Origin of the sequence: Nonomuraea sp. NPDC048901, assembly GCF_040649695.1 — a bacterium.
Taxonomy (GTDB): domain Bacteria; phylum Actinomycetota; class Actinomycetes; order Streptosporangiales; family Streptosporangiaceae; genus Nonomuraea.
Window position 1 is genome coordinate 428615 of the sequence record NZ_JBEZFW010000002.1, and the last position, 17942, is coordinate 446556.

The following is a 17942-nucleotide window of genomic DNA, read 5'->3' on the forward strand; positions in this document are numbered from 1 at the left end:
CGACCTGGACGGCCGCGGTCGCCGGGCCGAGGGCCTTCGCCCACGCGTTCGATGCCAGCAGCTGCACACGTCGGTGGTTCTCGAGGTCGGGGCCGCAAACACAGGTTGTCTTCACACGTGTTCCGTGCCGGCGTACGCGCGGGTTGTCACAGATTCGGGAGGCTCCCGGTCATTAGGTGGTAACTATTCCGTACCCAGGGAGATCCGTCATGGAAGCGCGTATCGACTACTTCGGCAACGCCCTCGCCGGCAAGGTCATGAAGCACCTCAGCTCGACCGGCGCGGCGGTGCGGACGGCCCTCCCGGTCGCTACTCAGGAGCTGGTGAAGATCCGTGCCAGCCAGATCAACGGCTGCGGTTTCTGCACCGACATGCGCACCAAGGACGCCCTCGCCGCGGGTGAGGAACAGCAGCGTCTGAACCTGGTGGCCGTGTGGCGCGAGGCCACGATCTTCACTGACGCGGAGCGCGCGGCGCTGGAGCTGACCGAGCAGGGCACGCGCATCGCGGACGGCGCGGGCGGCGTGTCGGACAAGGCATGGGCGAACGCCGCGAAGCACTACGACGATGACCAGCTCGCCGCTCTCATCTCGCTGATCGCCGTCATCAACGCCTACAACCGCATCAACGTCATCAACCGGCAGCCCGCCGGCGACTACACACCGGGCATGTTCGGCTGAGTCGGCCGCTCCGACCCGCCCGGACACATACCGTCCGTCCCACGGGCAACAGAATCCAGAGGCTCGCATGTCCGAACACCACACACTTGCGCCGCTCCGCCGGATCCGCACCGACGTACTCGAAGTTGCCTACTACGAGACGGGCTCTGCGGCGAACGACACCGTGCTGCTCCTGCACGGTTTTCCCTACGACATCCACAGCTACGTGGCCGTGGCCCCGCTGCTCGCGGAGAGCGGGTTCCGGGTCGTCGTCCCCTATCTGCGGGGCCACGGGCCCACGAGGTTTCTTTCCGATTCGACTCCGCGCTCGGGTCAGCAGGCCGCCCTGGGCGTGGCCGACGGCAACTTTCCGGCCACGGACGGTTCTCCGACCACCCATCACTTCACCGGCCTCCGGCTCCACCGCACAGTGGCGGGGGCCGGCCACAACCTTCCGCAGGAGCGTCCCGCGGCATTCGCGACGGCCGTTCGTGACGTGCGCGAACTGCGGCGGGAGAACACCGGCCGCGAGCGCTTCGTCGGACGACGCCAGGACACACCATGACTCACTCCCCCGCCACAGACGGCGCCGCCTCCCTCCGCGTCAGCAGTGCCCGTGGCCGGTGGACCCTGCTGGCCACCGTGCTGGGGTCCAGTGTCGTACTGCTCGGATCGACCGTCACCAACGTCGCGCTGCCGCATATCGGCGACGACTTCGGAGCTGACCTCGCCGTCCTCCAGTGGACGGTGAACGCCTACATGCTGACCCTGGCGGGCCTCATCCTGCTGGGCGGGTCCCTGGGCGACCGTTTCGGGCGGCGGCGCATCTTCGTCGTGGGCATCGTGTGGTTCGCGGCGGCCTCCCTGCTGTGTGGCCTGGCTCCGGACGCCACCACGCTGATCGCTGCCCGGGCCCTGCAGGGCGTCGGCGGCGCACTGCTCACCCCCGGCTCACTGGCGATCATCGAGGCATCCTTTCACCCGGACGACCGGCCGCGCGCGATCGGCCTGTGGTCGGGCTTCGGCGGTATCGGCGCGGCCCTCGGGCCGTTCTTGGGCGGGTGGTTGGTGGACGGCCCCGGCTGGCGTTGGACCTTCCTGCTGAGCATCGTCCCGGCGCTGCTGTGTGTGCCCGTCGCGCTGCGCCATGTCCCCGAGTCCGTGGGCACGCCCCCGGACGCCATCTTCGCGGCTGGCGCGGAGGTCCGACGGCGGCTCGGTTTCGACGTACCCGGCGCCGTCCTGGGCGCCCTGGCGCTCGCTCTGGCCACCTACGCGCTGACCGAGGCGCGCCACGGCGGTCTGGTGGCCGTCATCGCGGCCGTCGGCGGCGTGGTGGCGGGAGCCACCTTCCTCGCCGTGGAACGGCGCAGCGCCGACCCGATGATTCCGCCGGCCATCTTCTCGTCCCGGCAGTTCACCGCCGTCAACCTGATCACCCTGTGCGTCTACGCGGGCACGGGCGGGTTCTTTTTCCTGACCGCTCTGCAACTGCAGATCGTCGTCGGCTACTCGGCGCTGGCAGCCGGTGCGGCGATGCTGCCCAGCACCTTGCTGATGCTGCTGTTCTCCTCCGGCTCCGGGGTGCTCGCCCAGCGCCTGGGGCCGCGGATCCCGCTCACCATCGGCCCGCTGGTGTGCGGGGCGGGCATGCTGATGATGCTGCGGGTCGGGCCGGGCGCGTCCTACCTGACCGACGTTCTCCCCGCCCTGCTGGTGATGGGAGCCGGGATGGTGGTCATGGTCGCTCCGCTGACCGTGACCCTGCTGTCCTCGGTGAGCGCCTCGAACGCCGGGCTGGCCAGCGGCATCAACAACGCTGCGGCCCGGGCGGCCGGGCTAGTGGCTGTGGCGGCACTGCCGCTACTGGTCGGGATGGGACCGGACGCCTACCGTTCGGACGCAGCCTTCGATACGTCGTTCAGCCGGGCCATGCCGCTGTGCGCGGGCCTGATGGCCATCGGTGCGTCGATCGCCTTCGGCATGCTGCAGCAGACCGCCGCGGCCTCGCACCGGCTGCACGGGTGGACCCACAGCTGGCTGATGGACCCGCCGCTGGTGTCCCGCTTCGCCCATCACCAAACCATCGACTGAGACCCGGCGGGGGACTCCCGGCCGTCACACCGGTGGATGCCCACCGGTCCTGCCGTACAGGAAAGGATCAAGACATGTCGAACCCGTACCCGGAGAAGAAGTACTGGGGTGAGGACGGTGAGGTCAGCGCCATCTTCCGTCCGGCCACCGCACCGCCGGACATCGGTGAGAGCGGTAGCGGGAAGGACGCCCTCCACTATCTGGCGACCACCGGCACCACGCGGGGTGAGTTCGGGCTATACCGGGTGGAGATGCGGCCCCGGGCGGGCGGCCCCAAGAAGCATTTCCACAAGCGGATCTCGGAATCGTTCTACATCCTGGACGGCACGGTGCGCGTGTTCGACGGTGTGCGGTGGGTCGACGCCCGCAAGGGAGACTTCCTGCACGTGCCCCAGGGCGGGTTGCATGCCTTCCGGAACGACTCCGACGCTCCGGCCGACATGCTGCTGCTGTTCACCCCGGGAGCCCCGCGCGAGGAGTACTTCGAGCAGGTGTCGCACCTGGCACACGCTTCGGAGGAGGAGCGTGCCACGTTCTTCGACAAGCACGACTCGTACTTTGTGGAGTAGGAGCGGTTGGCGCCCAGCGCCGCGCCGCTGGAGATGAGGAATCCCCGTACCAGGCGCGATCAGTGGTAGAAGGCGCTCGGTTCAGTCTGAGGCCGGATTCACCGCCAGAGCCGCACGGTGCAGGAAGGCGCGTTCGGCCGCGTTGCCGCTGCGGGCGATCGCCGCCTCATACGCCTGTGCCGCCTCCGCCCCACGGCCCAGGCGGTGGAGCAGGTCAGCGCGGATCGCGTGATAGAGGTAGAAGCCGTCCAGGTCGAGGTCGTCGACCAGGGCGAGTGCCGCTGACGGCCCGTTGACCTCGGCCACCGCCACCGCCCGGTTCAACGCGACCACCGGGCTCGGGGCCACGGCGGCGAGCTGGTCGTACAACTGGAGGATCTGCCCCCAATCGGTGGCCTCAGCCGTCGGCGCGTCACTGTGCACCGCGTTGATCGCGGCCTGGATCTGGTACGGCCCGGGCCGGCCACGTCGCAGGCAGGCTCGGACGATGGCCTGGCCTTCCGCGATCAGGGAGGGCTCCCAGTGAGCCCGGTCCTGGTCGGCCAGGAGCACCAGGTCGCCGTCTGGAGTGGTGCGGGCGGCCCGTCGCGACTCGATCAGCAGCATCAGCGCGAGCAATCCGAGGACCTCGGGCTCGTCGGGCATCAGCGCGGCCAGCAGGCGGCCCAGCCGGATCGCCTCGGCGGCGAGGTCCTCGCGGGTCAGCCGCTCGCCGGAGCTCGCGGTGTAGCCTTCGTTGAAGATCAGATACACCACGGCCAGCACGGATCGCAGCCGGGCCGGAAGGTCGGCGTCGGCGGGTACGCGATAGGGGATGCGGGCGTCGCGGATCTTGCCTTTGGCCCGGACCAGGCGCTGGGCCATGGTCGGCTCGGGGACCAGGAAGGCACGGGCGATCTCCGCGGTGGACAGGCCGCCCAGCAGCCGCAGGGTGAGGGCGACCTGGGCGGCGGTGGCCAGCGCGGGGTGGCAGCAGGTGAAGATCAGACGCAGCCGGTCGTCGCGCACGGGACCCTCCTCGGCCGGTTCATCGGGGCTGTGCAGCCGGGCGGCCTCGGCGTACCGCCGGTTGCGGCTCGCCTCGCGGCGCACCCGGTCGATGGCCCGGTTCCGGGCCGTGGTGATGATCCAGCCATCGGGGCTGGGCGGCAGGCCGGTGGACGGCCACCGCTTGACCGCCTCGGCGAAGGCCTCTTGGACCGCTTCCTCGGCGAGATCGATGTCACCGAAGACCCGCACCAGGACCGCCACGGCCCGCCCATACTCCTCCCGGAACACACTCTCGATATCCGGCGTCATCGGGTCCCGCGTGGTCGAGTCCCGCGTGGTCGGGTCCGTCGGCGTCGGGTCGGGCGTGGTCTGGTCGGGCGGTGCCGGGCCCCGCGCGGTCAGTTCGGGTGGCGTCGGGTTCCGCATGGTCGGGTTCGGCGTCATCGGGTCGGGCAGTGTCCGGTCGGGTGGTGCCGGACCTGGCGTGGTCGGATCAGGCGGTGCCGGGTTCTGCATGATCGGGTCCGGCGGCGTTGGGCGGGGCAGGGTCCGGTCGGGTGTGGTCGGGTCCGGTCTCATCGGATTGGGCGGACCTCTACGGGCAGGGTGGTGGCCTGGGCCATTTTGCCGGCCCAGATGAGGGCCGCGTCCAGGTCCGGGGCCTCGACAACGGTGAAGCCGCCGACGTGTTCCTTGCCTTCGGTGAAAGGGCCATCGGTCATCAGTACGTCGCCGTTCTGGGCGCGGAGCACCGTGGCCGTGGTCGGTGGGTACAGGCCCACGCTGAAGACCCACGCACCGGCGGCCCGCAGCTCCTGGTTCAGTGCTTCGAGGTCGTCCATGATCTTGTTGAGGATCGGCGGGGCCGGTGGTGGCCCGTCCGGCTGGTACACACTGAGCAGGTACTCGGTCATCGGGTCTCCCTCTGGTAGGTGGCGATCACTACGCCGGTGGTGGTCGTTACGCTGTCCGTCAGTCGCAGTGGACGGGAGGCGCTGTCGTCGGCGAAGAGCCGGCTGCCGGTGCCCAGCACCAGCGGATGCGTCAGCAGGACGTACTCGTCGATCAGATCACGGCGCGCCAGCTGTCTGACCAGGTCCAGGCTGCCGATGACGCCCAGGGTCGGGCCTGGCTGCGCCCGCAGCCCGGCCACGGCCTCGACCGCGTCGCCGTCCAGCAGGGTCGAGTTGACCCACGGCAGCGGCTGGGACGGCGTCCGCGATGCCACGTACTTGTGTGTCCGGTTGAGCACCTCGGTGAACGGGTTGCCGTCGTTCTGTTCGGGCCAGTAGCCGAACAAGTCCTCGTACGTGCGGCGGCCCAGCAGCAGGCTGCCCTCCTCGGTCATCCGGCGCCCCATGACCGCGCCCATGATGTGGTCGCTGTAGGGCAGGGCCCAACCGCCATGGCTGAAGCCGCCGCGCGGGTCCTCGTCCGGCCGGCCCGGCGCCTGCGCCACCCCGTCGAGTGTCACGTTGGTGGTCACGACAATCTTCATGGCGAACTTCTCCTGTCGGATTTTGGCGCTGTTCTCGGGCCGGCGTCTCACCCTTCACACGAATCGCGATGGCCCGGATCGACACGTGAGCGCAAAATTTCTCAGATGAAGTCGCCGACCTCTTCGGGGAAGGTCCAGCCGATGTTGTGCGGGCGCCCTACACCTACCACCTACTTGCGCCTAAAGCACAAGAGATATTGCACAATGACTCTTGTGTATTAAGGTGGGGTCATGTCCCAGATCACCGACTCCAGGGTGCTCGCAGCCATGGCGCACCCGGTGCGCCGGCGCCTGCTGGACCTGTTGAAGATCCACGGCCCCGGCACCGCGAGCGCACTGGCCCAGCGCACGGGCGAGGCGGTGGGCAATGTCAGCCACCACCTGCGCGCCCTGGCCGGCGCCGGGCTGATCGAGGAGGCGCCCGAGCTGGCCCGCGACCGGCGCGAGCGCTGGTGGCGGCGCACCTCGGAGAAGCTGTGCTGGTCCTCCACGGACTTCGCCGAGGACGCGGCGGGCGAGGCCATCGCCCGCGCCCTGGAGTCGCTCAATCTGGAACGACAGGTCGGCCACGTACGGCGCTGGGCCGACCAGCCCCAGTCCGAGCAGGAACGCTGGCAGCGTGGCCCGTTCTCCACCGAGACCTGGATCCAGGCGACCGACGACGAGTTGGCGCAGTTCGCCGCCGAGATCATCGCCGTCATGGACAAATGGGCCGAGCGCGATATCCCCGACGACGGCCAGGAACGCGCCACCGTCTTCACCTTCGCCCGTGGCGTCCCGGGGCGGCCATGACGGCCGAGACGCTTGCCAAGCCCAGGTTCGGCCTGCTCCGGCAGCGCGACTTCCGGCTGCTGTGGATCGGCGAGAGCGCCAGCAGCCTGGGCAGCGCGGTCACTGGAGTCGCGCTGCCCCTGGTCGCGGTGACCGTGCTGCACGCCTCCGCGTTCGCCGTCAGCGTGCTGGCGGCGGCCGTCTGGCTGCCGTGGCTGCTGGTCGGCCTGCCCGCGGGGGCCTGGGTCGATCGGCTCTCCCGGCGCAGGGTGATGCTCGCCGCCGACTGGGTGTCGATGGCGGCCTTCCTCAGCGTTCCGGCCGCGGCCCTGCTCGGCGTTCTGACCACCGGCCAGCTCGTCGCGGTCGCGTTGGCCGCCGGGACGGCGAAGGTGTTCTTCGCGACCGCCTATCGGGCGTACCTGCCGTCGCTGGTCGAGGACCGCGAGCTGCTGGAGGCCAACGCGAAGCTGCAGGGCAGCGAGCAGGTGGCCAATCTGGCCGGGCCTGGTGTGGCCGGGCTCCTCGCCCAGTTCGCCTCCGCGCTCGGCGGTCTGGTGGTGGACGCGGTGAGCTTCGCCGTCTCGGCGCTCTGCCTGATGCGCGTCAGGCACGTCGAGATCGTGCAGCCGCGGCCCCGGCGGCGGCTGCGCAGCGAGATCAGGGACGGGCTGCGCACGGTGATGGGCGACCCGTTGCTGCGCGGCAACATGTTCTACGGCTGCGTGGCCAACCTGGCGCTGACCGGCTACCAGTCGCTGCTCGTGGTCTTCCTGGTCGGCGACATCGGCCTGTCCGCGGGCACGACCGGTGCGCTGCTCGCGGCCACCAGCGCGGGCGGCGTCGCCGGCGCCTTCGCCGCCCGGCCGCTGGCGGCCCGGCTGGGCAGCGCGCGGGCCGTCCTGCTCGGCAAGGCCGGCCTGGCGCCGCTGGGCCTGCTGATCGCGTGCGCGGATCGCGGCGTCGGGTTGGTGCTGTTCGTGGCGGCCAGCATCACGATCATCGGGGGGATCGTCGCCGGGAATGTGATCTTCAGCGGGTTCACGCAGTCGTACGTGCCCGGCGAGCTGATGGGCAGGGTGAGCACCAGCATCCAGGTGGTCAACTTCGGCGCCATCCCGCTCGGCGCCCTGCTGGCGGGCACGCTGGCCGAGGCGTTATCCGTGCGCGCGGCCCTCTGGGTGATGCTGGGTGTCTTCGCGCTGAGCGGCCTCATCCTGCTGGCGAGCCCGCTGCGCCGCCTGCGCGATCTGCCCGCCGGCCGGATGCACGCGCCCTCCGGCCGGATGCACGCGCGGACCGGCTCGGCGGTCGGCTCGGCTGTCTCGGACTGAGCGGCGGGCTCGGCTGCCGCGAACTGGGTGTCCCGCGCTGATCGGCGTCGCGGCGTCCGCGAGGGCCACCGGCCTGGCCGGGCGCGGCACGGCACCGGTGAGGCGGATGCGGGCAGGCCAGTTCAAGCGTCACCGGCCTGGCCAGGCGCGGCACGGCGCCGGTGAGGCGGATGCGGTCAGGCCAGTTCAAGCGCAGCTCAGGCCCCAGATCTCCGGCCCAGAACTGTCGGTGCCGGCGGGCATGATTGGACCATGAACGACGAGCCCCCGATCACACACCTGGCCGACGAAACGGCCTACGCCGAAGCCGTCCAGCTTGCTGTCGACTCCGCCGCCGCCTACTACACCGACGGCACCTCCACCCGCGACGACGACACCTACGACCGGCTGGTCCGTGGCATCGAGGCATATGAGGCCGAGCATCCCGACCAAGTGCTGCCCAACTCGCCGACCGGGAAGGTGGCCGGCGGGGCGGTGGTCGGGGATGTGCCGCATACCGTGCCCATGCTGAGTCTGGACAACGTGTTCGGTGCCGAGCAGCTGGCTGAATGGGCCGCCGGGCTGGAGCGGAGGCTGGGGCGGGCGGTGGCCGCCTGGAGCGTGGAGCCCAAGCTCGACGGCCTGGCGATCTCGGCACGTTACCGGCACGGTCGCCTGACGCAGCTGGTGACCCGGGGAGACGGCGTCGCCGGCGAGGATGTCTCCCACGCTATCGGCACCATCGTCGGCCTGCCCGACCGGCTGGCCGAGGCGGTCACGGTGGAGCTGCGCGGTGAGGTGATGATGACCGCCTCGCAGTTCGAGGACGCCTGCGCGAAGCGGCAGGCGCACGACGGCACCACGTTCGCCAATCCGCGCAGCGCGGCGGCGGGCACGCTGCGGGCACAGGACCGGCCATACGCGTGCGAGCTGACGTTCTTCGGCTACGGCGCGCTGCCCCACCCCGACGACAGCTCCGAGCTGGCCCTGCGCCTGCGCGAGCTGCCGCACAGCGAGATCATGGAGTGGGTGGCCGGGCAGGGAGTGCAGACCACGGCGGCCACGCCGGTCGCGGGCATCACGACCGAGTCGCTGGAGCGGGTGCAGGAGCGCGTCGGGGAGATCGCCGCGGCCCGGCCGGAGCTGCCGTTCGGCATCGACGGCATCGTGATCAAGTGTGATCTGGCGGTCGACCAGGTGGCGGCCGGGTTCAGCTCACGGGCGCCGCGCTGGGCGATCGCCTACAAGCTTCCCGCCACCGAGAAGATCACCAAGCTGATCGGCGTGGAGTGGAACACCGGCCGCACCGGCATCATCGCCCCCCGGGCCGTGCTGGAGCCGGTCGAGCTCGACGGCAGCACCGTCACCTACGCCACCCTGCACAACGTCGCCGACATCACCCGCCGCGGCCTGATGCTCGGCGACAGCGTGACCGTCTACAAGGCGGGCGACGTCATCCCGCGCGTGGAGGCCCCGGTGGTGCACCTGCGCACGGGTGACGAGCGGCCGATCGAGATCCCGCAGGTCTGCCCGTCGTGCGGTGACGCCATCGACTCCTCGCAGGAGCGCTGGCGATGCGTGCGCGGGCGCCAGTGCCGGGCGATCGCCTCCATCGCGTACGCCGTCGGCCGTGACACCCTCGACATCGAGGGCCTCGCGGAAAACCGGATCCAGCAGATGCTCGACGCCGGGCTGATCGTCGACTTCGCCGACCTGTTCTTCCTGACCCGCGAGCAGTTGCTGGGCCTGGAGCGGATGGGCGAGACCAGCACCGACAACCTGCTGGCCGCCATCGAGCGGGCCAAGGGCCAACCGCTGAGCAGGGTCTTCTGCGCGCTGGGGGTGCGTGGCACCGGGCGGTCCATGTCCCGCCGCATCGCCCGTCACTTCGGCACGATGGACGCCATCCGCGCCGCCGGGGCCGACGGGGTGCAGGAGGTGGAGGGCATCGGGCCGGAGAAGGCCGCGCTGCTGGTCGCCGAGCTGGCCGAGCTCACCGACCTGATCGACAAGCTGGTGGCCGCGGGGGTCAACATGACCGAGCCCGGGGCCGCCACGCGTCTGCCGGCGGGCGAGGAGCCGAATGGCGAGCCGAAGGAGGCACGGCCGCTGGACGGGATGTCGGTGGTGGTGACCGGTGCCATGAGCGGGACGCTGGCGGAGCTGACCCGCAATGAGGTCAACGAGCTGGTCGAGCGTGCCGGGGGCAAGTCGTCGTCAAGCGTCTCAGCCCGGACGTCACTCCTGGTAGCCGGGGAGAAGGCGGGGTCGAAGCGGGCCAAAGCCGAGCAGCTCGGGGTGCGGATCGTCACCCCTGAGGAGTTCGCCGAGCTGGTCGCCGCCTACACCAGTGAAAGCCTGGATTAACAGCAGGTTTCCTCAGTGACACATGTGTATTGCCCGTTACGCCAGTGAGTTACATGTAACGAACGCACAGCCACGGATCGTCAAAGTGCGTAACGCGCGATTCCTACATTCGAGTTCGAGCCGCCGAGTGGCCAAGTGGGCCAAGTGAGCCGAGCGGCCGAGTGAGCCGAGTGTAGGAGGAACGATGGCGCGCTGGATCGCCGAGTGGCACCCCGACGACAAGGCTTTCTGGGAGAGCACCGGCAAGCGGATCGCCCGGCGCAATCTCGCCTTCTCGATCCTGGCCGAGCACCTCGGGTTCACGGTGTGGACGCTGTGGAGCATCGTGGCCGCCAAGATGGGCGCCTACGACTTCTCCACCGACCAGCTCTTCTGGCTGGTGGCGCTGCCCAACCTCATCGGCTCCGTGCTGCGCGTCCCCTACACCTTCGGGCCGGCCAGGTTCGGCGGAGCCACGTTCACCACGGTCAGCGCGTTGTTGCTGGTCATCCCCGCGGTGCTGCTCGGGCTGGCGGTCAGCGATCCGGGCACGCCGTACTGGATGTTCCTGGTGATCGCGGCGCTGGCCGGGGTCGGCGGCGGCAACTTCGCCTCAAGCATGGCGAACATCACCTACTTCTACCCGCGCTCGCGGCAAGGCGTGGCCCTCGGGCTGAACGCGGCCGGCGGCAACATCGGGGTCAGCTCCGTGCAGCTGGTCATGCCGCTGGTGATCGGCGGGTTCGGGCTGGCCGCCGCCGGGTGGTTCTGGGTGCCGCTGGCCGTCGTGGCCGCCGCCTGCGCGTGGTTCTTCATGGACAACCTGTCGAGCGCCAGGGCCAAGCCGCGCGAGCAGCTGGCGGTGGCCGGGCGGGCGCAGACGTGGATCATGTCGTTCCTGTACATCGGCACGTTCGGCTCGTTCATCGGCTACTCCACGGCCTTCCCGCTGCTGGCCAAGAGCCTGTTCCCCAGCTCGCCGTGGGCGGCGGTGGCGTTCGTCGGCCCGCTGCTCGGCTCGCTGATCAGGCCGGTGGGCGGCTGGCTGGCCGACAAGAAGGGCGGCGCGCCGGTGACCCTGTGGAACTTCGCCGCCATGGGCGTCGGTGTGGTCCTGGTCTGGCTCGGCAGCACCTCGGGCGACTTCTGGCTGTTCTTCCTGGCCTTCCAGATGCTGTTCCTCACGGCCGGCGTCGGCAACGGCTCCACCTACCGGATGATCCCCGCGATCTTCCAGGCCAAGGCGGTGGCCGAGCGCGGCACCGGCGAGGAGGCCCTGATGCACGGCAAGCGGCAGGCGTCCGCCGCCATCGGGATCATCTCCGCGGTCGGGGCGCTCGGCGGCTTCCTCATCAACCGCGCGTTCGGGATGTCGTTCGCCGAGACGGGCAGCCCGGCCACCGCGTTCGTCGGGTTCGGCGCCTTCTACGTGGCCTGCTTCGCGCTCACCTGGTGGTGCTACACGCGCAAGGTCGGCGTCTCGCTCGTCGGCAGTCTGGCCCACGCTCGTGTCTGAGGACCGCACGACAGAGACCCACTGCCCGTACTGCGCCCTCCAGTGCGGCATGACGATCACCGCCACGGGGACCGACATCACGATCACCCCGCGCACCGACGTACCGGCCAACTCCGGCGGCGCCCTGTGCCAGAAGGGCTGGACCGCGGCCGACCTGCTGACCAACGGCGAGCGCCTGACCACGCCGCTGCTCCACGGCCGGCCCGTGGCCTGGGACACCGCCCTCGACTACGTCGCCGACCGGCTGACCGCCATACGCGCCGTGCACGGCCCCGACGGAGTGGCCGTGTTCGGCGGCGGCGGGCTGACCAACGAGAAGGCGTACCAGCTCGGCAAGTTCGCCAGGGTCGCGCTCGGCACCAGCCAGATCGACTACAACGGCCGCTTCTGCATGTCGTCGGCCGCGGCCGCCTCGCTCAGGGCGTTCGGGCTGGACCGCGGCCTGCCGTTCCCCATCACCGACCTGGCCGAGACCGACGTCGTCCTGCTGGCCGGCGGGAACGTCGCCGAGACCATGCCGCCCTTCGTCCGCCACCTGACCGGGCCGCGGCTCATCGTCATCGACCCCCGCCGCACCGCGACGGCCAAGCTGGCCTGGCTGCACCTGCAGCCCACGCCGGGCACCGACCTGGCGCTCGCCCTCGGGCTGCTGCACCTGGTCATCGCCGAAGGGCTCGTCGACGAGGACTACGTCGCCGCCAGGACCTCGGGCTTCGAGCAGGTCCGTACGTCGCTCGCGTCCTGGTGGCCCGAGCGGGTCGAGCGCGTCACCGGCGTGCCGGTGGCCAGGATGCGCGAGGCCGTACGCGCGCTCGCCTCGGCCGGACGGGCCGCCGTGCTGACCGGACGGGGGGCCGAGCAGCACGCCAAGGGCACCGACACCGTCACAGCGTTCATCAACCTGGCCCTGGCGCTGGGGCTGCCCGGCCGCCCCGGCTCCGGGTACGGCTGCCTGACCGGCCAGGGCAACGGCCAGGGCGGCAGGGAGCACGGTCAGAAGGCCGACCAGCTGCCCGGCTACCGCAAGATCGACGACCCGGCCGCCCGCGAGCACGTCGCCGCGATCTGGGGCGTACGACCCGAGGAGCTGCCCGGCCCGGGACGCTCGGCCTACGAGCTGCTCGACGCGCTCGGGACGCCCCAGGGGCCGCGCGCCCTGCTGGTCTTCGGCTCCAACCCGGTGGTCTCCGCGCCGCGCTCCGCGCACGTAACCGAACGGCTCGACGCGCTGGACCTGCTGGTGGTCTGCGACATCGTGCTGTCGGAGACGGCCGCGCGGGCCGACGTGGTCTTCCCCGTGACGCAATGGGCCGAGGAGACCGGCACGATGACGAACCTCGAGGGCCGGGTCCTGCTGCGCCGCCAGGCCGTACCCGCTCCCGAAGGGGTCAGAAGCGACCTGGAGATCGTCCGGGAGCTGGCCGCCCGGCTCGGCCACCGGTTCTCGGCCGAGCCGCGAGAGGTGTTCGAGGAGCTGGGCCGCGCCAGCGCGGGCGGGGTGGCCGACTACGCGGGCATCACCTACGAGCGGATCACCGAGGAGACCGGCGTGTTCTGGCCGTGTCCGTCGCCGGACGACCCCGGACGGCCGCGCCCGTTCCTCGACTCCTTCGCCACCCCTGACGGGCGCGCCAGGTTCGTGCCCGTCGAGCACCGGCCCGCGGCCGAGGAGCCCGACGACGACTACCCGGTCTACCTGACCACGGGCCGCGTGCTCGCCCAGTACCAGAGCGGCGCGCAGACCCGCAGGATCGCCGCCCTGTCCAAGGCCGCGCCGGAGCCGTTCGTCGAGCTCCATCCCGACCTCGCCGAGCAACTGGCCATCACCGCCGGAGATGTCGTCCGGGTGCTCAGCCGGCGGGGCGAGAGCACGGGGGTCGCCAGGGTCAGCGACTCGATCAGGCGCGACACCGTCTTCATGCCGTTCCACTGGGAGGGAGCCAACCGTCTGACCAATCCCGCGCTCGATCCGTCATCGCGGATGCCGGAGTTCAAGGTCTGCGCCGTCAGGGTGGAGAAGGTCGCATGAGGCTCGTCGTAGTGGGGAACGGAATGGCCGGATCGCGGCTGGTCGGCGAGGTGCGGGCACGTGATCCGCACATGCCGGTCACCGTGTTCGGCGCCGAGACCTGGCAGCCCTACAACCGGGTGCTGCTGTCCAACGTCCTGGCCGGGAGCTCGGGGCCCGACCAGGTGCGGCTGCTCGACCCGAGCTGGTACGCCACGCACGGCGTCGAGGCCGTCTTCGGCACCGAGGTGGTGCGCGTCGACAGGAACGCCCAGACGGTGATCACCGCCGACGGTCGGAGCACGCCGTACGACGTGCTGGTCCTGGCCACCGGCAGCGAGGCGGTCGTCCCGCCGGTGCCGGGAGCCGAGCTGGCGATCCCGTTCCGCACGCTCGACGACTGCCACCGCATCCTGGCGGCGGCCGAACACGGACGCAGGGCGGTGGTGGTCGGCGGCGGCCTGCTCGGCATCGAGGCGGCGCGCGGGCTCGCCGGGCGCGGCCTGCCCGTGACGCTGCTGCACCTGGCCGGCCATCTGATGGAGCGGCAGCTGGACGCCGAGGCCGGGCTGGTGCTCGGCGAGACGCTCACCGGGCTGGGCGTGGACATCCGCACCGGCGTGACGGCCGAGGCCATCCTGGAGGAGGGCGTACGGCTGGCCGACGGCGAGCTGGTCGAGGGCGACCTCGTCGTGCTGGCCTGCGGCGTGCGGCCCATGACGGCCCTGGCCAAGGAGTCAGGCCTGAACGTACGGCGGGGCATCGTCGTGGACGACGAGATGCGTACCGAGGACCCGGCGGTGTTCGCCATCGGCGAGTGCGCCGAGCACGACGGCACCGTCTACGGCCTGGTCGCCCCCGCCTGGGAGCAGGCGGCGGTCGCCGCGGAGGTCATCACCGGCGGCAAGGCGCTCTACCGGGGCTCGCGGCTGGTGACCAGGCTCAAGGCCAGGAGCGTGGAGCTGGCCGCGATGGGCGAGACCCACCTCACCGAGGAGCACGCCGAGGTGGTCCGCTTCACCCACCGGGCCCGCGGTACGTACCGCAAACTCGTCATCCGCGACGGCCGGCTGGTCGGCGCGATCCTGCTGGGTGACACCGACGCCGTCGGCACGCTTACCCAGCTGTTCGACCGCGGCGGGCCGCTGCCGGGCGATCGGGCCGGGCTGCTGTTCCCCGGCCTGGGGGCGGTCACCGTGGCCGACAGCCCGGTGCTGATGCCCGACGCGGCCAAGGTCTGCCAGTGCAACAACGTGACCAAGGGTCAGATCAGAGCGTGCTGGGAGGCCGGCGCGCGGGACGTGGCCGGAGTGGCGGCCGCGACCAGGGCCACGACCGGGTGTGGGACGTGCCGGGATGCCGTGGAGGGCATCGTCGGCTGGCTGTGTGAGCAGGAAGGGATCTCGGCATGAGCAAGATCGTTGTCGTCGGTTACGGACCCACCGCCCACCGGCTCGTCGAAACGCTGCACGAGCGGGGCTTCGGCGGCCAGGTCACGGTGATCGGCGAGGAGCCCCGCCCCGCGTACGACCGGGTGGCGCTGACCTCCTACCTGTCGGGGACCAGCGTCGAGGACCTCACCTACCCGGTGCCGCCGGGCACGGTGACCAGGCTCGGCGGGCGCGTCACCGGGATCGACCGCGCGGCCCGCACGGTCACGCTGGCCGACGGGTCGGCCGAGTCGTATGACGTGCTCGTGCTGGCGACCGGGTCGGCGCCGTTCGTGCCGCCGGTGCCGGGCGCGGAGCACGCCTACGTCTACCGGACGATCGACGACCTCGACGCGATCAGGATGGCCGCCAAGGACGCGACCGACGGCGTGGTGGTCGGCGGCGGGCTGCTCGGTCTGGAGGCCGCCGACGCGCTGCGCGGGCTCGGGCTCAAGACGCACATCGTGGAGATGAGCCCCTGGCTGATGCCCCGGCAGGTCGACGAGGGCGGCGGCTCGGTGCTCAAGAGCCACATCGAGGGGCTCGGGCTCAGCGTGCACGCGGGCGCGGGCGTCCAGGAGATCGTCGCGGGCGAGCGCGGCGTCACCGGGCTGCGCAAGCCCGACGGAACGCTGCTCGACGCCCAGATCGTCGTCTTCTCCGCCGGGATCAGGCCGCGCGACGAGCTCGCCCGCGCCAGTGGGCTGGAGGTCGGCGAGCGCGGCGGCATCGCGGTGGACACCGGGATGCGCACCTCGGACCCGGCGATCTACGCGATCGGCGAGTGCGCGCTGGCGGGCGGCATGGTGTACGGGCTGGTCGGGCCGTGCTTCACCATGGCGGAGGTGGCCGCGGACCGCATCCTGGGCGGGGCCGCCACCTTCGACGGGGCCGACATGTCCACCAAGCTGAAGCTGCTCGGCGTCGAGGTGGCGCAGTTCGGCGCGATGGACGGGGCGCTCGACGTCACCTACATGGACCCGGTGGCCGGCGTCTACAAGAGGCTGTTCATCAGCGACGACGCCAAGACGCTGCTCGGCGGCATCTGCGTCGGCGACGCCTCGCCGTACGGGTCGCTGCGGCCCTTCGTCGGCAAGCCGCTGCCCGCGGCGCCGTCCGACCTGCTGTTCACCGGGTCGGGGGCGGAGCTGGAGCTGCCCGACGACGCGCAGGTGTGCTCGTGCAACAACGTCAGCGCGGGGACGGTCCGCACCGCCATCGCCGACAAGGCGCTCACCGACGTGCCCGGGGTCAAGGCGTGCACGCGGGCGGGCACCACCTGCGGGAGCTGCGTGCCGATGCTCAAGCAGCTCCTGGAGAAGTCCGGGGTCGAGCTGAGCAAGGCGCTGTGCGAGCACTTCGCCTACTCCAGGGCCGAGCTGTACGACATCGTCAGGGTGCGCGGCATCACCACCTTCTCGGAGCTGGTCTCCGCGCACGGGCAGGGCAGGGGCTGCGACATCTGCAAGCCGGCCGTGGCCTCGATCCTCGCCTCGCTGCACAATGGGCACGTTCTGGACGGCGAGCGGGCGGCCCTGCAGGACACCAACGACGCCTTCCTGGCCAACATCCAGAAGAACGGCACCTACTCGGTCGTCCCGCGCATCCCAGGCGGCGAGATCACCCCCGACAAGCTCATCGTGATCGGCGAGGTGGCCCGCGACTTCGGCCTCTACACCAAGATCACCGGAGGGCAGCGGATCGACCTGTTCGGGGCCCGCGTCGAGCAGCTGCCGCAGATCTGGCGGCGGTTGGTGGACGCCGGGTTCGAATCGGGCCACGCGTACGGCAAGGCGCTGCGGACGGTGAAGTCGTGCGTCGGCTCGGCCTGGTGCCGCTACGGCGTCCAGGACTCCGTCGGCCTGGCCATCGACCTGGAGCTGCGTTACCGCGGCCTGCGCGCGCCGCACAAGCTCAAGTCGGCCGTGTCCGGCTGCGCCCGTGAGTGCGCGGAGGCCCGCTCGAAGGACTTCGGGGTCATCGCCACCGAGCAGGGCTGGAACCTGTACGTCGGCGGCAACGGCGGCTTCAAGCCGCGCCACGCCGACCTGCTGGCGGCGGATCTGACCACCGAGGAGCTGATCAGGACGATCGACCGGTTCGTCATGTTCTACATACGGACGGCCGACCGGCTGCAGCGCACCGCCGCCTGGCTGGAGTCGCTCGACGGCGGGCTCGACTACCTGCGGCAGGTGATCATCGACGACTCCCTGGGGATCTGCGCCGAGCTGGATGCCCAGATGGAGCACCACGTCGCCACGTACGTGGACGAATGGCAGACGACCATCGATGACCCGGACAAGCTCGGCAGGTTCGTGAGCTTCGTCAACGCGCCCGGGGTCCCTGACCCGTCCATCGTCTTCGAGACCGAACGCGACCAGATCAAGCCCGTGGAGGTGGCTGCGCGATGAGTGGTTGGATCCCAGTCTGTGGCTATCAGGGACTGCTGCCGGAGCGCGGGGTGTGCGCTCTGGTGGACGGTCGGCAGGTGGCCGTCTTCCGTACCTTCGACGGTACCGTCCACGCGATCGGCAACCTGGACCCGTTCAGCGGGGCGCAGGTGCTGTCGCGGGGTATCGTCGGCACTCGGCAGGGGGAGCCGACTGTGGCGTCGCCCCTGCACAAGCAGGTGTTCTCGCTGGTGAGCGGGGTGTGTCTGGATGAGCCGGAGTTCTCTGTCCCGGTTTATCCGATACGGGTGGAGGCCGGGCTGGTGCAGGTGGGTACGGGCGCCTAGCGAACGCCCGG

15 protein-coding genes are annotated in these 17942 nt (G+C 70.9%); 12 read left to right on the forward strand and 3 right to left on the reverse strand.

All coding sequences use genetic code 11. From position 1 onward, the window contains the following. Positions 1-209 precede the first annotated feature (209 nt). From AB0C30_RS07100 to AB0C30_RS07115, 4 genes are all read left to right on the forward strand, one after another. The gene (locus tag AB0C30_RS07100; protein ID WP_357940516.1) at positions 210-680 is read left to right on the forward strand and encodes a carboxymuconolactone decarboxylase family protein; all 471 of its coding nucleotides are present in this window, start codon (positions 210-212) and stop codon (positions 678-680) included. Between the two features lie 67 nt (positions 681-747). After that, complete coding sequence (locus AB0C30_RS07105) at positions 748-1224, forward strand: alpha/beta fold hydrolase (RefSeq protein ID WP_357940518.1); 477 nt, start codon at positions 748-750, stop codon at positions 1222-1224. Continuing rightward, positions 1221-2753 (forward strand): MFS transporter, encoded by a 1533-nt coding sequence (locus AB0C30_RS07110; protein ID WP_357940520.1) that lies wholly within the window; start codon positions 1221-1223, stop codon positions 2751-2753. Before AB0C30_RS07105 ends, AB0C30_RS07110 begins: the two co-directional genes overlap by 4 nt. 74 nt (positions 2754-2827) lie before the next feature. Further along, entirely contained in the window at positions 2828-3322 is a 495-nt protein-coding gene (locus AB0C30_RS07115; RefSeq protein ID WP_357940522.1) for a cupin domain-containing protein, read from the forward strand. Positions 3323-3403: 81 nt separating this feature from the next. Here the strand turns inward: AB0C30_RS07115 and AB0C30_RS07120 are convergent, their stop codons facing one another. Genes AB0C30_RS07120 through AB0C30_RS07130 form a run of 3 tightly spaced genes read right to left on the reverse strand, consistent with a single transcriptional unit; the run spans position 3404 to position 5810 of the window. Beyond that, a complete protein-coding gene (locus AB0C30_RS07120; RefSeq protein ID WP_357940524.1) occupies positions 3404-4891 on the reverse strand; it encodes a sigma-70 family RNA polymerase sigma factor in 1488 nt (495 codons plus the stop codon). Beyond that, positions 4888-5226: a YciI family protein gene (locus tag AB0C30_RS07125; protein WP_357940526.1), complete on the reverse strand. Its 339-nt coding sequence runs from the start codon at positions 5224-5226 to the stop codon at positions 4888-4890. The genes AB0C30_RS07120 and AB0C30_RS07125 overlap by 4 nt, the downstream gene beginning before the upstream one ends. Next, a complete protein-coding gene (locus AB0C30_RS07130; protein WP_357940528.1) occupies positions 5223-5810 on the reverse strand; it encodes a dihydrofolate reductase family protein in 588 nt (195 codons plus the stop codon). Before AB0C30_RS07130 ends, AB0C30_RS07125 begins: the two co-directional genes overlap by 4 nt. Before the next feature lie 231 nt (positions 5811-6041). Here AB0C30_RS07130 and AB0C30_RS07135 point away from each other — a divergent pair, with 231 nt between their 5' ends. From AB0C30_RS07135 to nirD, 8 genes are all read left to right on the forward strand, one after another. Beyond that, a complete protein-coding gene (locus AB0C30_RS07135) occupies positions 6042-6602 on the forward strand; it encodes a helix-turn-helix domain-containing protein (protein WP_357940530.1) in 561 nt (186 codons plus the stop codon). After that, the gene (locus AB0C30_RS07140) at positions 6599-7915 is read left to right on the forward strand and encodes an MFS transporter (protein ID WP_357940532.1); all 1317 of its coding nucleotides are present in this window, start codon (positions 6599-6601) and stop codon (positions 7913-7915) included. Before AB0C30_RS07135 ends, AB0C30_RS07140 begins: the two co-directional genes overlap by 4 nt. A gap of 252 nt (positions 7916-8167) precedes the next feature. Beyond that, a complete protein-coding gene (gene ligA / locus AB0C30_RS07145; RefSeq protein WP_357940534.1) occupies positions 8168-10261 on the forward strand; it encodes an NAD-dependent DNA ligase LigA in 2094 nt (697 codons plus the stop codon). A gap of 184 nt (positions 10262-10445) precedes the next feature. Continuing rightward, positions 10446-11756 (forward strand): MFS transporter, encoded by a 1311-nt coding sequence (locus AB0C30_RS07150; RefSeq protein ID WP_357940536.1) that lies wholly within the window; start codon positions 10446-10448, stop codon positions 11754-11756. Then, the gene (locus tag AB0C30_RS07155; RefSeq protein WP_357940538.1) at positions 11749-13785 is read left to right on the forward strand and encodes a molybdopterin-dependent oxidoreductase; all 2037 of its coding nucleotides are present in this window, start codon (positions 11749-11751) and stop codon (positions 13783-13785) included. Before AB0C30_RS07150 ends, AB0C30_RS07155 begins: the two co-directional genes overlap by 8 nt. Then, complete coding sequence (locus tag AB0C30_RS07160) at positions 13782-15176, forward strand: FAD-dependent oxidoreductase (RefSeq protein ID WP_357940540.1); 1395 nt, start codon at positions 13782-13784, stop codon at positions 15174-15176. Before AB0C30_RS07155 ends, AB0C30_RS07160 begins: the two co-directional genes overlap by 4 nt. Beyond that, complete coding sequence (gene nirB / locus AB0C30_RS07165) at positions 15173-17605, forward strand: nitrite reductase large subunit NirB (protein ID WP_357940542.1); 2433 nt, start codon at positions 15173-15175, stop codon at positions 17603-17605. The genes AB0C30_RS07160 and nirB overlap by 4 nt, the downstream gene beginning before the upstream one ends. Then, positions 17602-17931, forward strand: coding sequence for a nitrite reductase small subunit NirD (gene nirD / locus AB0C30_RS07170; protein WP_225289070.1), 330 nt, complete (start codon positions 17602-17604; stop codon positions 17929-17931). Before nirB ends, nirD begins: the two co-directional genes overlap by 4 nt. The last annotated feature ends 11 nt before the right edge of the window (positions 17932-17942 follow it).

Coding starts and splice junctions, on each gene's coding strand:
- AB0C30_RS07135 (WP_357940530.1), top strand. CDS start 6,042: ATGTCCCAGATCACCGACTCCAGGGTGCTCGCAGCCATGGCGCACCCG.
- nirB (WP_357940542.1), top strand. CDS start 15,173: ATGAGCAAGATCGTTGTCGTCGGTTACGGACCCACCGCCCACCGGCTC.
- AB0C30_RS07150 (WP_357940536.1), top strand. CDS start 10,446: ATGGCGCGCTGGATCGCCGAGTGGCACCCCGACGACAAGGCTTTCTGG.
- AB0C30_RS07110 (WP_357940520.1), top strand. CDS start 1,221: ATGACTCACTCCCCCGCCACAGACGGCGCCGCCTCCCTCCGCGTCAGC.
- AB0C30_RS07120 (WP_357940524.1), bottom strand. CDS start 4,891: ATGAGACCGGACCCGACCACACCCGACCGGACCCTGCCCCGCCCAACG.
- AB0C30_RS07105 (WP_357940518.1), top strand. CDS start 748: ATGTCCGAACACCACACACTTGCGCCGCTCCGCCGGATCCGCACCGAC.
- AB0C30_RS07100 (WP_357940516.1), top strand. CDS start 210: ATGGAAGCGCGTATCGACTACTTCGGCAACGCCCTCGCCGGCAAGGTC.
- AB0C30_RS07130 (WP_357940528.1), bottom strand. CDS start 5,810: ATGAAGATTGTCGTGACCACCAACGTGACACTCGACGGGGTGGCGCAG.
- AB0C30_RS07115 (WP_357940522.1), top strand. CDS start 2,828: ATGTCGAACCCGTACCCGGAGAAGAAGTACTGGGGTGAGGACGGTGAG.
- AB0C30_RS07160 (WP_357940540.1), top strand. CDS start 13,782: ATGAGGCTCGTCGTAGTGGGGAACGGAATGGCCGGATCGCGGCTGGTC.
- AB0C30_RS07140 (WP_357940532.1), top strand. CDS start 6,599: ATGACGGCCGAGACGCTTGCCAAGCCCAGGTTCGGCCTGCTCCGGCAG.
- nirD (WP_225289070.1), top strand. CDS start 17,602: ATGAGTGGTTGGATCCCAGTCTGTGGCTATCAGGGACTGCTGCCGGAG.
- ligA (WP_357940534.1), top strand. CDS start 8,168: ATGAACGACGAGCCCCCGATCACACACCTGGCCGACGAAACGGCCTAC.
- AB0C30_RS07125 (WP_357940526.1), bottom strand. CDS start 5,226: ATGACCGAGTACCTGCTCAGTGTGTACCAGCCGGACGGGCCACCACCG.